Here is a 15,134-nt window from a genome sequence, read left to right on the forward strand (position 1 = left end):
GAGCCTTGGGAGAAGTGGACGTGACGAAGACACGCATTGCGATTGTCGGCCTCGGCATGGCGGTGACACCGCATGCGCGCGGACTGACGGGTTTGGCCGATACGGTCGAGGTCGCGCATGCCTATGCGCGCAGCGAAGAACGACGACAGGCTTTCGGCGCGAAATTTCCTTTTCCGCTCTGCGACAGCCTCGACACGATCCTGAACGACGACAGCGTCGAAGCGGTGGCGGTTCTCTCGCCGGCCAACACGCATCGCGACATCGCGATGCGTTGCGCGGAGGCCGGCAAGCATGTGCTGATGGAGAAGCCGCTGGAGATCACCACCGCGCGCGCCGAGGAACTTGTGGCCGCCTGCCGCAAGGCGGGGGTCAGGCTCGGTGTCGTGCTGCAGCATCGGTTCCGGCCGGCCGGGGTTAAGCTGGCGGAGATGCTGCGCGCGGGCGAACTGGGCGCCATCGTCGGCTGTTCCACGATCATCCGGCTGTGGCGTCCCCAGTCCTACTACGACGAGCCGGGTCGCGGCACTCTGGCCCGCGACGGTGGCGGCGTGCTGATCTCGCAGGGCATCCACACGCTCGACCTGATGCTAAGCCTCGCCGGCCCGGTCGAGGAGGTGACCGGGTTCACGACGACCACGCCGGTTCACCGCATGGAGGCGGAAGACATGGTCTGTGCGGCCGCGCGGTTCGCCAATGGTGCGATCGGCACGATCGACGCGACGACGGCCGCCTATCCCGGCTTCCCCGAGGAGATTATCCTCACCTGCGAGAAGGGCACCGCGCTGCTGCGCGGCACCGAACTCCTCGTGCAGTTTCAGGACGGCCGGAAGATCGCCATGGAACCCGACCGCTCGGCGGGAGGCACCGGAGCCGACCCGATGGCCTTCCCGCACGACTATCACCGAGCCGTCATGGCCGATTTCGTCGAGGCGATCCGCACCGGCCGCGACCCGAAGGTGACCGGCGAGGAAGCTCTCAAGGTCCACCGCCTGATCGACGCGCTGATCGAGACCGGCCGCGCAGGCCGGCCCGTCCGCTGCGAGGCGAGCTGACGGTAATCGCCTGCAGCAGGCCGCTTACTTCCGGGTCGAGAAGCGGATCATTCTCATCCCCCCACACAGTTCTGGATGGTGCTTGCTCATCAGGAACGCAGCAGCCGCTTCTTCCGCCAAGGCGCGTTGGCCTCCCAGTCGCCGGCCATGATGCAGCCATAGGGCAGCACTTCGTCGACGATCTCGGCAAGGCCATAGTCCTCGATCTGCCGACGGACGGCGGACGCGCTCTTGTAGGCGCTCGGCAGTTCCGAGATGTCGGTGACACCCGAAAAGAACCGCGCGTCGATGCCCTTCGTTTCCTCGGCGAAGATCTCCTCGACGCTCCGGTGGCCCTGAAGCCGCTTGTGCTGGGTGCGCGAGAAGTTGCGCCCCGCGCCGTGCGGCGAGAAGCCCAATCCATGCGCTGCATCCTTTCCGCGCGCGATCAGCACCGGCTCCGCCATATTGAGCGGGATGAGCGTCAGGTCGGTCGCGTCGTCCGCCCAGTTATCGAAGGCGGGCGTCGCTCCCTTGCCGTGGTAGAACAGGCCGTCCGTGCGCCGGAAGACGAAATTGTGCTCGTTCCAGAACCGGTCGCCGACCTTGGCGGAAAGACGCTCCGCCGCGAGGTCGTGGATCAGTTCGTGGTTCGCCTTCGTCCAGGCGCGGATCGTCTGCAGCGCGTCCCAGTAGCTCTCGCCTTCCTGCGTGTCGGCGGGAATCCAGGCGTTCTGGGGCAGGGTCGCCGGCGACAGCCGCCTGCGGAAGTCCTCTGCGATCTTCATGCCGCGGGAATAGAGCCGTGCGCCCGGCGCCCGCGAACCGTGATGGGTCACAAGCGCCGTCTCGCCGGTCGACTTCAGCGTGCCGACGAAGGCGAAGTGGTTGCCGTCGCCCTGCGTACCGAAATGCTCGATCGCCACGCTCATGTTGTCGCGCAGATAAGGATTGGCGTCGATTCGCGCGGCAAGCTCCGCCGGCGGCCGAATCTGCTGGCCGCGCGGCCGCCCGCCGGGTCCGAAATGCGTCACCGCATGGACCGCGTCGAGCAGGGCGGCAGGCGACACGCCCGGAAAGATCGAGATCGCCATCGAGCAGCAGATGTCGGCCGAGTGCATGCCGGGATGAATGGCCTCGGAGACCACCACGCCTCCGACCGGAATCGTCCCAAGAGGGCCCGCCGGGCAGGCGTCGGGCATGATCGCGCCGGCGCGCACCACCGGCGTGCGCATCAGCACGCGCATGGAGTTGCTCACAGCCGCGACGTTCGCCGCCTCGTGGTCGTTCTCGGCCGCGATGTTGACGTGGAACGACACCGCGTCCTGCGCATGCAGCGGGATCGCCGGCGGCGGCTCGAAAGCTCGCGCAGCCGCGATCGCCTCGGCATGGGAGCCGCCGCGCGCGAGCACCTCGTTGCCGGCCGCCAGCGCGTCACGGAACCACTTGCCCTGCGCCAGTCCGGCGTCGATCAGATCCTGTCCACTCAGCACGTCAACCATCTCATCCATCCACATTCATCCGTTCATTCAGTCCAGCGACGGCAAGGGTTGCGAGACGATTTTCCGCCACTTCGCCAGGAACGAAGGGAGGTCTCGATCCTCCACGCCTTTCGGCCACCCCGTGAGGGGCTGCGTCTACCTGTAGTCCCGCCGGCATCCGGCGCTGGTATCGATGGTCGGACGACAAGAGGCTGCAGGACTCTCGACAGGCCTTTCGGCCCGTCGGGCGGATTCGAACCGCCATTACCGATGTAGTCCTGCACGCATTCGTCCTTCCGGGTTGGCGACAAGAAACGTCACGACGGTTTCTGAGCTACTTCGCACCTATACGGATGCGAGGGGCGACTTGAACGCCCGACCTCCCGGCCGAAGCAGGGTGCTCTATCCTGTAGTCCTGACTGCATTCGCCCTTCCATGCCTGGCGGCAAGGATCGGCAGGACCGATCTGCTGCGCTACCGCGGTTGCCTGCGGGGGTGAATCGAACACCCGACCTCCCGCTCGAAAGCGGGCGCGCTACCTGTAGTCCTGCCTGCATCCGCCAATGCATTTAGTGAGCGGCGACAAGGATGACGAAACTCCGGGAACCCCGCTCATGCCAGAGAGCGCCTGCGAGGTGGGGAGTCGAACCCCACGGGCAGTCCCGCCTTCGATGCTGTAGTTCCGTCTGCATTCGCCGCGATAGGAGGCGTGACGACAAGGTGTCGCGGAACGTTGCTATCCAATCAGCTACGACGTCTCTCGACCTCGGCGGGAATCGAACCCGCATACATGTAGTTCCGCGTTCATTCGTCACGCAGTGATATTGTCTCCTTTTTCCAGTCTCTTTGGCAATCCCGATACGCGATGACGACAAGGGTGATGAAACGTCGCCCGCCTTTCGGCGAACACCTGCTCTATCCGCTGAGCTACGGGCCCGCAGTGGTGGACCCGGCGGGATTCGAACCCGCGACCTGGAGGGTAACAGCCTGTAGTACCATCGGCATTCGTCATGCGCTTTCGGGTGCTCCCGGCGGACGCGCCGCCGGAAGCCTGGTCAGAGTTTGGTCGCCTCGATGGCGCGGACCCAGTGATCCGGGTCGTTACCGCTCGACACGAAGCCCGCGACCACGTCGAACACACGGTCCGAGAAGCCGCCGACGTTCAGCACGTCGCCGGAGCCCTTCGCCTGCGTCGTCGCATAAGGCTGGATGTCGATGCAGACCAGCTTGGCCTTCGGGTTCATCGCCTTCAGCTTTCGCCATTCCTGCATCGTCCCCGTCCCCTGGTGCGGATGCGCCGTAGCGTCGACCCAGGACTGGTTGTCCGAGACGAACAGCACCAGGTCGACTTTTGCACGCTCGCTCACCAGCCGCGCCAGCGGAGCCGAACAGTTCGTTCCGCCACCGCCGATCGCCGCGAGCTTCGCCGCATTGGTCATCACCGTGTCGCGAACGTTGAGACGGATGTCCACCACATCGTTCTCGAACGGCAGGACCCGCGCCGTCGGGTTGCGCCGCAGGACGGACGCCGCCACCAGGGCAGCGACATCGATGCAGCGGACCGTCGAAGTGGATCCCTTGCGGAATCCCGTCACGGATGACCCCATCGACCCCGACACGTCCGGGCAGACGACCACGTTTCCGCCGAACGACGGAACGTTGGCGAGTGCCACGTCCATGGCGTCCTGCAACGCGTCCCGGACGACCTGTGGCACGGCCGGATCGACGTTCATGAACGCGACCATCAGCTGGTAGGGGAAGACGCGCGAGCGCTTCACCTCACCGGCGTCGGCCAGCCGACGGGCAAGCCGCTCGGCAAACCCCTCCACCTCGAACACGCCGTGGCGTGCGAAGGTGTTGAGGTTCTGCCGCAGCATCTGCCAGCCGGCCGTCGCGGCGATCCCCACCCAGTGCTCCTTCGTCAGGGGCAGCGCGGTGAGCATCTGGAACGGCACGTTCGGCACCGGCAGCGACGGGTCGCGCTTGAACGCCTCGAACGCCTGCACAAGGCCGGGCAAAGCGTTCACATCGTGCGGCTTGCCGATCAGATAGCCGTAGAGCGCTTCACGCGAGGCCGAGGCCGGCTTCGGGTGAACCATCTTCACGATATCCGCCAGCGACGGGTCGTTGCCGACCGCGGCGCGCATGATCTCGACGTCCGTGGCCCTCTCCAGCCACGAAAGCACCAGCCGCTTGGGACGCGTTCCGAGCGACTTGCGCCCGGTCGCACCCGACCGCATGACCTGCACGAAGGTGCGCAGCATCTTGCCGTTCTTCACGATCCGGCCGAACGCGCGCTCGAACTGGTCGCCTTGCATCTGCGACAGGACAGCCAGCAGGAACGCCGGCATGTCCTTCATGTAGCCCTGCTCGAAGGCATGCACGGCGGTCTTGGCCAGGAACTCCGGCTCGACCTGCCATGCCAGCTTCGTGACCTCGTCCAGCTGCTCCCGCGCATCCGCGTAGAAGGTCGCGTTGAACGTTCCCGTCGCAGCGAGCTGCGCGAGAGCCTGATGCAGCGTCAAGCCGTAGGCCGGCGCGCCCTCATGGTTCGTCGCGTCGGTGCGCGGGAGCAGCTTTCCCCTGATCGCCGCAAACACGGATTTGTTTGCCATCGTTCTCATCCTTCTCATTCACGGCATACTCAGATCAAAAGGCGTGCCAGTTTGAGGAGAAAACAGGTGGAGTTGGCGTCGAATTAAGATAAGCGTCTGATAATAAAAGTAAAAAATTTTAGAGCGGGGGCGGTCCGAATGATCATTGACGGAGGTGCCCTGCAAGTGAAATGATCTGACAGGATAGAAGATTATCCAGCAGGATAAGAATGAAGCGCCGTGTCGTGATCAGCATCCTCGGTACCACGCTCGACGCCGGCGGCCGCGACGACCGCTGGAAGCGCTGGCGGCCAACGGTCTCCCTCTGCATGCAACCCAGCCTCTTCATCGACCGGCTTGAGCTCATCCACGGTCCGGGATCCGGGAGGCTGGCGAGACAGATCGTCGGCGACATTGAGCAGGTCTCCCCCGGAACGGAGGTACGCGAGCATCTGATGAGCCTGCGCGACCACTGGGATTTCAGCGAGGTCTACACGAACCTGCGCGACTTTGCCCGCGCCTATATCTTTGACACCGAGCGGGAGGACTACCTCGTCAACATCACCACCGGCACGCATGTCGCACAGATCTGCTGGTTCCTGCTCACGGAGGCGCGCTTCATCCCCGCCCGGCTGCTGCAACTGTCGCCGCCGCCACGCCGAACCTCACCCGAGGATCCCGTCGAGATTGTCGGCAGCCATTCGATCATCGATCTCGACCTGTCGCGCTATGATGCCATCGCGACGCGCTTCGCCGCCGAGCGCGACGAGGCGACGTCCTTTCTCAAATCCGGCATCGCGACGCGCAGCCCCGCTTTCAACCAGATGATCGACCAGATCGAGAAGGTCGCGATCCGCTCGCGCGCGCCGGTGCTGCTGACCGGTCCCACCGGCGCCGGGAAGTCGCAACTCGCCAAGCGGATATATGAGCTTAAGAAGGCGCAGCGTCAGGTTTCGGGCGATTTCATCGAGGTCAACTGCGCGACGCTGCGCGGCGACCAGGCAATGTCGACGCTGTTCGGCCATGTGAAGGGCGCCTTCACCGGCGCGCAGGCCGAACGGGCGGGGCTGATGAAGTCCGCCGACAAGGGCGTGCTGTTCCTCGACGAGATCGGCGAGCTCGGACTGGATGAGCAGGCAATGTGCCTGCGGGCCATCGAGGAGAAGCGGTTCCTGCCTGTCGGCGCCGATCGCGACACGACGTCGGACTTCCAGCTCCTGGCTGGCACCAATCGCGACCTCTCCGTCAGTGTCAGGGAGGGCCGGTTCCGCGAGGACCTGTTCGCCCGGCTTAATCTTTGGACCTTCAGCCTGCCGGCGCTGAAGGACCGCAAGGAAGACATCGAGCCGAACCTGGAGTTCGAGTTGCGGCGATACAGTGAGCGCGAAGGCCAGAACGTCACCTTCAACAGGGAGGCGCGCGAGGCCTATCTCCGGTTTGCCGCGGCACCGGAAGCCACGTGGCGCGCCAACTTCCGGGACCTGTCCGCCTCGGTGACGCGCATGGCGACTTTGGCGCCGCAAGGCCGCATCAACGAGGAGACCGTCCGCGACGAGATCGCGCGCCTCCGCCTCCTGTGGTCCACGGGAGCCAACACTCCCGGGAGTGAAGATGTGCTTGTTGAGCTTCTTGGATCCGATCGCGCCGAGGCTATCGACCTGTTCGAAAGCGCGCAGCTGGCAACCGTGATCTCCGCGTGCCGGGAGACTGGCTCACTCAGTGCTGCCGGACGACGGCTGTTCGCGGTCTCCCGCTTGGAAAAGACAAGCAGCAACGACGCTGACCGCCTGCGAAAATACCTGGCTCGGTTTGGATTGAGCTTCGACATGGTCGTTCGGCCATGAAGTGATTGACCGACGGCTTTTGGGAACAGGCAAAGACGTAGATCGAGACTACGGACCCCAACGAATCGGCATGCCTGTGGCCAGCTATCCACTTACTCGCATTTAGCGAAGCTCATTGTCAGCGTGACGCTCCATCGGATTCGCGATTACTCCGTCCTCCGCGGAACGGCTTTCGGGGCTTCATGCAGACCGAATATTGTCCAAGACTTCGGCGCTTTCGATGTCGACGCCGGCGACCTCAAGCGCGGCCAAGATGCCGATCATCGTGGAATCGAGCACGGGGATGCCGATCCTGCCTTCCATTTCCCGCGCCAGCGCGAAGCCCGGCAGGTTGGTGCTCCAGATCAGAACGGCGTCCAGCCGCCCGTTCGCGGCCAGCTGTTCCGTCAGACCTGTGATCTGCTCCCTCGAGACCCGGGATGCCTCGAAATTATCCGAGATACCGAGATGGTACGCCGCGGCAACGTGGATACCTCTTCGGGCGAGATTGCCGACCAGCTTTTGGCCCTCCTCGGAGTTTCCCTGAGCGATGAGCCCGATGTGGGTCAGCTTCCTGGATGTCAGCAGGTCGAGCGTGGCCAGCGCGGTCGTGGTGACGGGAATACCGGTGCGGTGTTCCAACAGATCGCAAAGCCGTCTGTCCGGCTCGAAACCGAGCAACGCACCACGCGTCGCGTTCCAGCAGATCACGTCGACACGCGCTTCCGCCAGCATCGCGGCGCCGGTCTCGAAGCAAGCGGTGTCGTAGCCGTCGGCCGGGTGGCCGCCATACGGAACCCGTGCGAAGCAGGCGTCCATGCCGGGCACGCGTTCAAGGATCCTCCGTGTCGCACGCTCGACGATGCGGTTGGAAGAGGGCACGATAAAGCCGATGGCGGGGCTGGCTGCCGACGTCGTTTCCCTGTTCATTGCTCGCGCATCACCAACGTGCGCTCCGGCGACCAGGAGGCCGTCCAAGTCTCGCCGGGCTGCGGATTGACGGCGCCGGTCGCTTCGATCGGCAGCGAGACGGCGAACTCCATGCCCGAGGGCAAACCGATCCAGACGGACAGGGTCTGTCCCTTGAACACCGTCCTCAGCACGACGCCGCAAACCGTGTTGACCATGCCGGCGTCAGCCGGGTTGCCGAGTGCAAGCGTCACGCTTTCGGGCCGGATGGCCACGATCGCCCGGCTGCCCGCAGCCATCGACGGCGCGACGGTGCTTTGGAAGGTGCGGTTGTTTTCGCCTTCGAGTCGCATGCCATCGCCGCTCTGGCTGACGACGGTCGCGGGGAGAAAATTCGACGTGCCGATGAAACCGGCCACGAAATGCGACGCCGGCCGCTCATAGACCGAGCGCGCGGAGGCCGCCTGCTCGATACGCCCGTCGCGCATCACCGCGATCTGGTCGGCTAGAACCAGGGCCTCCTCCTGGTCGTGGGTGACGAGGATGGTGGTCAGGCCGAGGTCGTTGCAGAGCTGGCGCAGCTCGATCTGCATTTCCTCGCGCAGCTTCCTGTCGAGCGCACCGAAGGGTTCGTCGAGCAGCAGCACCCGCGGACGGTAGACGATGGCGCGCGCCATGGCGACGCGCTGCTGTTGCCCTCCGGAAAGGGCTGCCGGCATGCGGTCCTCGAAGCCGGCGAGCCGCACGAGCCGCAGCGCCTCCTTCGCCTTGCCGGCGATCTCCTGCTTCGGAACTCCGCGCATCTGCAGGCCGAAGGCGACATTCTCCAGGACCGTGAGGTGAGGAAACAGCGCATAGTTCTGGAACAGCATGCCGAGATTGCGCCTGTGCACCGGCAGGCCGGTGATGGGCTTGCCGTCGATCGTGATGTCGCCGGACGTCGGTTCGACGAGACCCGCGATCATCCGCAGCGTCGTGGTCTTGCCGCATCCGGACGGGCCGAGCAGAGCGAGGATTTCCCCGCCGGAGGCAGTCAGATCGACGTCGCGGACGACGTGATTGTCGCCGTAGCTCCGGCACAGTCCTGTGAGCCGGACCTCCGCGCCGCGCGACTCTGGTGCAGATGCTGCGAACATGGCGCTTTCCCTTTTCGATGCGAAGCTGCCAGCCGGCGGCTGGCAGCCATTCGGCCAGCGATCAGACGGCGAAGATGCCGTTCAGCTTTTCGGTCCACCCGGAACGCTTCGCGTTGATGAATTCCCAGTCCGGTGTGAACAGGCCGCGGCTGTCCATCTCCTCGACGGGATAGGCGATGTATTTCAGCGTCTCTTCCGAGAACTCGATGCCGGAGACCGGCGGGGCGGTCAGCGCATATTCGGAGAAAGCCTTCTGTACCGCCGGTTCCAGCATCCGGTTCATGAAGGCAACGGCGAGGTCCTGGTTCGGCCCACCCTTGACGAGCACCTGGCAGTTGTTGCCGGCGAAGCTGCCTTCCTTCGGGAAGCTCATCGTCACCGGCGCGCCCTTGGCGGTGTAGGGATAGATGTATTTCGACAGTTCCAGCAGCCCGATGTCGGCCTGCCCCTGCGCGACCTCGTTCGCGGCCTGCGGCCCGTTGTCGAACAGGTTCATGATGTTGGGCTTCAGCTCGGCCACCTTGTCGAAGGCGTCGTCGATTTCGTATTGCGCCTCGGCCAGCGGCTTGCCGCTCTTTACCGCCGAGGCGACGATCAGGAAGAACACCGAGGGCGTGTTCTTGGGGCTGACCAGCTTCAGCTTGCCGGCATATTTCGGATCCCACAGCTCGGCATAGGTTTCCGGCGGGGTCACGCTCGTGTTGTGGAACAGGCTCGCCACCGAGATGGCAAGCGCCGTGCCCCATCCGTCGAAGCCGAAGCGCGGATAGAGCTTTTCCAGTGCCGGCATGTCCGCCTTGGGCAATTCGGCGATCAGCCCCTCCTGCTTGCAGATCGGGATCGCCACGTCGTCGATGAACATCACCGAGAATTTCGGGTTGTCCTTGGTCGCGCGCATCTTGCCGACATTGGCAAGGGTGAAGCCCTCTTCGGCAATAACAGTGCAGTCGAAGTCGCTCTGGAAGGCGGGGATGATCTCCTTCTTGACGAACTCGCCCTGCGAGCCGCCCCAGATACCGATGCTGATTTCCTTGCCGGCAGCCCAGCCGTTTCGCATGAAGCCCATCGGTGCGGCGAGCGCGGCGGTGCCGAGCGCGAGCTTGCCGAAGGTTCTTCTGCTCATTCGTGTCATTGAACTGCTCCTTTTCCTGGGGCGATATTTGGGGAGGATGAACGGTACGCGGCCGGCATCAGGTGGCGAGCCTCGCCAGGCTGATGCCGAAGACTTTCTCGATGACGAGCACGAGAAGAAGGGCGAAGAAGATCATCAGCGACGCGATCGCGGCGATCGAGGGGTCGAAGGAGCGCTCGATCACCGTGAAGAGATAGAGAGGGATCGGGAAATTGTTGCCGTCGGCCAGCCACATCGAGATCGGATAGTCGTCGAAGGAGACGATGAAGGAGAACACCGCGCCGGCGAGGATGCCGGGCCGCACCTGCGGCCAGATCACCCGCGTGGCAACGACATGCGGCGGCGCCCCGAGTACGGCGGCCGCGTCCTCCAGGTTGCGGTTGACCAGCACGAAGCTCGCCGAGACCGCGCGGATGACATAGGGCAGGCAGACCACCGTGTGGCCGATGACGAGCTGCATGAAGGTTGCCCGCGATCCCAGCATGGAGAAGAGCTGGAGCAACGCAACGCCGGTGACGATCAGCGGCACGATCAGCGGCGACAGGATCAGCCCCAGCACCGCCTCCTGTCCGGGAAGGCGGTAGCGCGTCAGTCCCGCCGCGCAGGGCACGCCCAGGGCGAGCGCGATGAGCGTGACCGCGGCGGCGAGCCTGAGCGAGAACAGGAAGCTGCCCCGCGCTTCGGGATTGGCCAGCACCTCGCCGTACCAATGCAGGGTGAAGCCCTGCGGCGGAAAGACGATAAAGGGCGTGTCGGAGATCGACATCAGGATCGGCACGACCAGCGGCGCGACGACGAGTGCGAGGATGATCGCGACGACGATCTTGATGAAGGGGCCGAGTTCTTCGTTCATCGCGCGCCTGCCGTCCAGCGCGCGAAGCGCCGGTTTGCCAGTCTGAGGAAAACGAGGTTCATCGCCAGGACCATGGCGATGAGCAGCGTCGAGATCGCCGCGCCGAACGGCCAGTCGTTGAGGGTCAGAATCTGCTGCTCGATCAGCGTCCCCAAGAGCGGCGAGAAGTTGCCGCCGAGGATCTGAGGCGTGACATAGGCGGCGGCGCTCAGCGAGAAGACGAGCGACACGCCGACCGCCAGTCCCGGCAGGCTGAGCGGGAATATGATGCGGAGGAAAACCGCCAGGCGCGGTGCGCCGGCGACGCGGGCGGCTTCGGCGACCGTGCGGTCGATGCGGCCGATGGCGGTGGCGAGCGGCATCACCATGAACGGCAGGTAGACGTGCACGCAGGCAATCAGCACCGCCCATTCGGTGTAGAGCAGCATCGGTGGGTTCTCGATGCCGAAGAGCTTCAGCACCCAGGCGAGCGCGCCGGTCTTGTTGAGGATTGCCTGCCATCCGTAGGAGCGCACCACGACGTTGACCAGCAGCGGCGCCAGGATCGTGATCGTCACCAGCCTGGCGAGCGAGGGGCCACCGCGCGCGATCGCGATCGCCAGCGGATAAGCGAGGATCGCGGCGATCAGACTCGTCATCACCGCGATGCGGATCGTGCGCAGCAGGATCCGGAAATAGAGATCGGTCGAGAAAAGCCGGAGGTAGTTCTCCAGCGTGAAACCGTCGACCATAGCGCCGTCTACATTGCGCGATGAGACGCTGAGAGCCACCATCGAAAGCACCGGCCACAGGAACCAGATCGCCAGGAAGAGCACCGTCGGCGCGACCAGCAGGTAGCCGGCGAGGCGATTGCCGGCCACCCGGTAGAGATGCCTCGCGAAATCCCCGGCGATCCCCCTTCCGTCCGTCGGCGGCGAGCCGGTGACGGAACGGCTGATGCCAGCGATCGGCTTTGCGCTGTCCAGACCGTTCATCCGAGTTCCCCTTGTCCGAACCTCAGATGTGATTGCGGACGATGGCCTTTTGACCTTGGAGCGAATGATCCGGGAAAAGTGCATTGCCGTCCAGCGCAGCTTGGGCAACAATGAGTTCGAAATTTTAGAATGGAAACCCTGCATGCGCGGCTCGCTCGTTCCCGCCTCGTTGCGCTACGTCGATCAGGTTGCCCGGTCCGGCTCTATCCAGCGGGCGGCGAAGGAGCTCAACGTCGCGGCGTCGGCGATAGACCGGCAGATATTGCTGCTCGAACAGGATCTTGAGGTCGCCCTGTTCGAGCGGGTTCCGCGCGGAATGCGGCTCACCGCGGCCGGTGACGCGCTGGTCACCCTGGCCCGCCGCTGGCGCGCGGATGAGCGGCGCACCGCAACCGAGGTCCGGCAGCTGCAGGGCATCAGCCAGGGCCATGTCCGTCTTGTCGCCATGGACAGCCACGTCAACGGGTTCCTCCCGCAGTTCATCGCGCGGCTGGCGAGCGAGCACCCGCGAATCTCGCTCGAGGTGGAGGTCGCCAGCCCGGACGATGCGTTGACGGAGCTTCTTTCCGGAAATGCCGACCTTGTCGCCGCCTTCAACCTGTCGCCGCGCCGCGACGTGCATATCCTCTGGGGAGCGGACCTGCCCTTCGGCTGCGTGACGGCGCCGGGCCACCAGCTGTCGGGCGCTGGGACGATCAGTCTCCAGGAAGCCGTCGCCTTTCCCATCGCCCTGCAAAGCAAGGCGCTCCCGATCCGCCGCTATCTGGATGCCCGCTACGGCTGGCTCTTCTCCGATACAGGGAAGACGCTGGTCACCAACTCGCTGCAGCTCGTCAAGACGCTCGCCAGAAGCGGCCGCTACATCGCCTTCACGTCGGAGCTCGATGCCGCGCCCGAACTGGCCGAAGGATCGCTGGTGTTCCTGCCGGTGCGCGACAAGGGTGCGGAGCCTCAGACCGTCAGCGTCGCCATCGACGCTCGCAAACCGCTGTCACGTATCGGCCGCATCGTTGCGGAGGCTCTCACCGACTGTATCCGGGACTGTCTGGACAAGGCGCGCTCTGCCGGACGCACGGTCGGACTGAGTGATGGGTAAACGGCGCCAAGCTCGTCGTGGCGCCGGCCTATGGTCTGACGGTGAATGTTGTCACAATCGGGCGTCGCTGCGACCGATCCGGCTTAGCCCCTTCGACACCTCGCCTCTTTCTCCCGCCATCCGGCGCCGGCAAGCTGAGATATTTGCCGGGCTTTGACCGAGGCTGGAGGCCATTCTCAGCCGCCGACCGCGACGGTCATCTCTCCGATCCCCTCGATCCACGCATGCATGCGGTCGCCTGGCACGACCGGGGCCACGCCCTCGGGCGTGCCGGTCATGAACACGTCGCCGGGATAGAGCGTATAGGCCCTGGACGCGTAGGCGATCAGCTTCTGGACGTTCCAGATCAGGAGGCCGGTGTTCGATTTCTGGCGGGTCTCGCCGTTCACCCTGATCTCGAAGTCGAGACTGTTCGGATCGCCGATCTCGTCCGCCGTGACCATGTGCGGACCGAACACGGTGAAGGTGTCGAGCGACTTGCGGAACGATCGGTCCTCGGTGCCGCGGATGGTCATGTCGAGGCCTATCATGTAGCCCGCGACATGCGAGAGCGCGTCCTCTTCCGCGATGCGAAAGCCCTGCTTGCCGATGACAAAGGCGAGCTCGATCTCGTGGTCGATGCGCCGCTCCGGCCAGTCGGCCACAACGACGTCGCCGGCGCCGATCATCGAGCTCGTCGCCTTCAGGAAGACGCCGTAGTCGTCGATCGTCTTGACCTGCGTGCCGAAATTGATTTGCGTGTCGGCCCGGGACTCGTCGAGGTGAAGCTTGTAGTTCACCGGCGCGGCGACGATCTTGCCGGGGTTCGCCACCGGCGAGAGCAGCTTGACCTCCGAGACAGGCCTGCCCGGCACGGTCTTCGCCATCGCCTCGATCCTCGGCCGAAGCCGGTCGAGATGGTTGAAGAAGTGGTCGCCCCGCGGCAGCGGCCATTTCAGCGCGGGCAGTTCGTCGGCGACGGCGGTCACGTCGTGGACCAGTCCGTTGGAGACGACACCCAGGCGGTCGTCGTCGAAGCGGCAGATACGCATGCTGATTTTCCTGCAGTTCGGTTGCCGACTAGGAGCGCTGCTTGCGCCACAGGCCGAGCTTCTCCTGCGCGACGCGGTCGGAGAAGCAGAAAATGAAGCTGTCCTGTGACGCCTTGAAGCTTCTCCAGGTCCATCCGGGCGAGACGGCCACGTCCTTTTCCGCCATGTCGAAGGTCTTGTCGCCGATGCGGGCGGTCATCGCGCCTTCTCCCAGGGCCATGACGATGCCGTCGGTCGAGCGGATGGGTTTCGTCTCGAAGCCCCTGGGGACGAAGGTCATCCATGCGGCCATCGTGGGCATCGCCCAGCCGCCGTCGATCGGATTGGAATAGCGCAGCGTCACTGCCTCGTGCGGATCGGGACCGTCGCCTTCGGCCGCGGCGACGAGAGCGGCCCGGGTCCGCTCGTAGGGATAGTTGAAGATCGGCGTGGTCATGCCGTAGCGGCTGGTGGCGTTGAGCGGCAGCATGTTGGAGCCGAACCGCGCCAGCGCGTCGCCTTCCGGCCGCACGATCGACTGGCGCTCGTCGTTGTAGTGCTCGTTGAACCCAGCCTCGAAGAATGCGACCAGCGGCAGGTCGAGACCGTCCAGCCAGGCGCACGGCTCGGTGCCTTCGTTGCCGTGGTCGTGGAACGCCCAGGACGGCGTGATGATGAAGTCGCCGCGTCTCATCGTCGTCCGCTCGCCGCCCACGGCGGTGAAGGCGCCCTCGCCCTCCAGCATGAACCTGAGGGCGGACGGTGTATGGCGGTGGGCGGGCGCAGTCTCGCCCGGCATGATGAGCTGGATACCGGCATACATGGTCGAGGTTGCGCGCGACATGCCGGGAAGGGCGGGGTTCTCGAGCACCAGAACGCGCCGTTCCGCCTCTTGCGCGGTCAGCAGCTTGCCCGACTCCATCACCAGCGGTCGCACGTCCGAGTAGCGCCAGCGATGCGGCGCGGCCTTGGATTTCGGCTCGTCCGGCAGCAGCCCCTTCAGCTTCTCCCACAGCGGAGCGAGGTTCTGCGGCTCGAGACGATCGTAGAAGGCCTGCCGCTGTTCGGGGCTCGACGATGGCGCGTTCATGTCTG

General features: G+C 64.9%; 12 protein-coding genes. 3 read left to right on the forward strand and 9 right to left on the reverse strand.

All coding sequences use genetic code 11. The annotated features are described in order from the left end of the window. Positions 1 to 20 precede the first annotated feature (20 nt). A complete protein-coding gene (locus LRS09_RS08290; protein WP_257805293.1) occupies positions 21 to 1,052 on the forward strand; it encodes a Gfo/Idh/MocA family protein in 1,032 nt (343 codons plus the stop codon). Between the two features lie 89 nt (positions 1,053 to 1,141). Here the strand turns inward: LRS09_RS08290 and LRS09_RS08295 are convergent, their stop codons facing one another. Together LRS09_RS08295 and LRS09_RS08300 are read right to left on the reverse strand one after the other, a co-directional pair. Continuing rightward, on the reverse strand, positions 1,142 to 2,533 hold the full coding sequence (locus tag LRS09_RS08295; RefSeq protein WP_257810156.1) for an RtcB family protein: 1,392 nt from the start codon (positions 2,531 to 2,533) through the stop codon (positions 1,142 to 1,144). A 1,034-nt stretch (positions 2,534 to 3,567) separates the two neighbouring features. Then, the gene (locus LRS09_RS08300) at positions 3,568 to 5,127 is read right to left on the reverse strand and encodes a TROVE domain-containing protein (RefSeq protein ID WP_257805294.1); all 1,560 of its coding nucleotides are present in this window, start codon (positions 5,125 to 5,127) and stop codon (positions 3,568 to 3,570) included. 209 nt (positions 5,128 to 5,336) lie between these two features. Between LRS09_RS08300 and rtcR the strand changes: the two genes are divergently transcribed. Next, complete coding sequence (gene rtcR / locus LRS09_RS08305) at positions 5,337 to 6,950, forward strand: RNA repair transcriptional activator RtcR (protein ID WP_257805295.1); 1,614 nt, start codon at positions 5,337 to 5,339, stop codon at positions 6,948 to 6,950. 180 nt (positions 6,951 to 7,130) lie between these two features. Here rtcR and LRS09_RS08310 read toward each other — a convergent pair whose 3' ends face one another. The 5 genes from LRS09_RS08310 to LRS09_RS08330 form a co-directional block, all read right to left on the reverse strand. Then, positions 7,131 to 7,907 (reverse strand): aspartate/glutamate racemase family protein, encoded by a 777-nt coding sequence (locus LRS09_RS08310; protein WP_257805296.1) that lies wholly within the window; start codon positions 7,905 to 7,907, stop codon positions 7,131 to 7,133. After that, positions 7,856 to 8,974, reverse strand: coding sequence for an ABC transporter ATP-binding protein (locus LRS09_RS08315; protein ID WP_257805297.1), 1,119 nt, complete (start codon positions 8,972 to 8,974; stop codon positions 7,856 to 7,858). Before LRS09_RS08315 ends, LRS09_RS08310 begins: the two co-directional genes overlap by 52 nt. A 61-nt stretch (positions 8,975 to 9,035) precedes the next feature. Continuing rightward, positions 9,036 to 10,106, reverse strand: a complete 1,071-nt coding sequence (locus tag LRS09_RS08320) for an extracellular solute-binding protein (protein ID WP_257805298.1) — start codon at positions 10,104 to 10,106, stop codon at positions 9,036 to 9,038. A 58-nt stretch (positions 10,107 to 10,164) separates the two neighbouring features. Beyond that, positions 10,165 to 10,959 (reverse strand): ABC transporter permease, encoded by a 795-nt coding sequence (locus tag LRS09_RS08325; protein ID WP_257805299.1) that lies wholly within the window; start codon positions 10,957 to 10,959, stop codon positions 10,165 to 10,167. Then, positions 10,956 to 11,933: an ABC transporter permease gene (locus tag LRS09_RS08330; RefSeq protein WP_257805300.1), complete on the reverse strand. Its 978-nt coding sequence runs from the start codon at positions 11,931 to 11,933 to the stop codon at positions 10,956 to 10,958. The genes LRS09_RS08325 and LRS09_RS08330 overlap by 4 nt, the downstream gene beginning before the upstream one ends. On the opposite strand from LRS09_RS08330, the gene LRS09_RS08335 reads away from it, so the two are divergent. Then, positions 11,896 to 13,029, forward strand: a complete 1,134-nt coding sequence (locus tag LRS09_RS08335) for a LysR family transcriptional regulator (protein WP_257805301.1) — start codon at positions 11,896 to 11,898, stop codon at positions 13,027 to 13,029. The two genes, LRS09_RS08330 and LRS09_RS08335, sit on opposite strands and share 38 nt — an antisense overlap. Positions 13,030 to 13,205: 176 nt before the next feature. On the opposite strand, the gene LRS09_RS08340 is transcribed toward LRS09_RS08335, so the two are convergent. Both LRS09_RS08340 and gtdA read right to left on the reverse strand, forming a co-directional pair. Then, a complete protein-coding gene (locus LRS09_RS08340) occupies positions 13,206 to 14,060 on the reverse strand; it encodes a fumarylacetoacetate hydrolase family protein (protein ID WP_257805302.1) in 855 nt (284 codons plus the stop codon). Positions 14,061 to 14,088: 28 nt separating this feature from the next. Continuing rightward, positions 14,089 to 15,129 carry a gentisate 1,2-dioxygenase gene (gene gtdA / locus LRS09_RS08345; RefSeq protein ID WP_257805303.1) on the reverse strand — a complete coding sequence of 347 codons (1,041 nt, stop codon included), beginning with the start codon at positions 15,127 to 15,129 and terminating at the stop codon, positions 14,089 to 14,091. Positions 15,130 to 15,134: the final 5 nt, after the last annotated feature.

This window comes from Mesorhizobium sp. J428, assembly GCF_024699925.1.
In the GTDB taxonomy this organism is placed as follows: Bacteria; Pseudomonadota; Alphaproteobacteria; order Rhizobiales; family Rhizobiaceae; genus Mesorhizobium_A.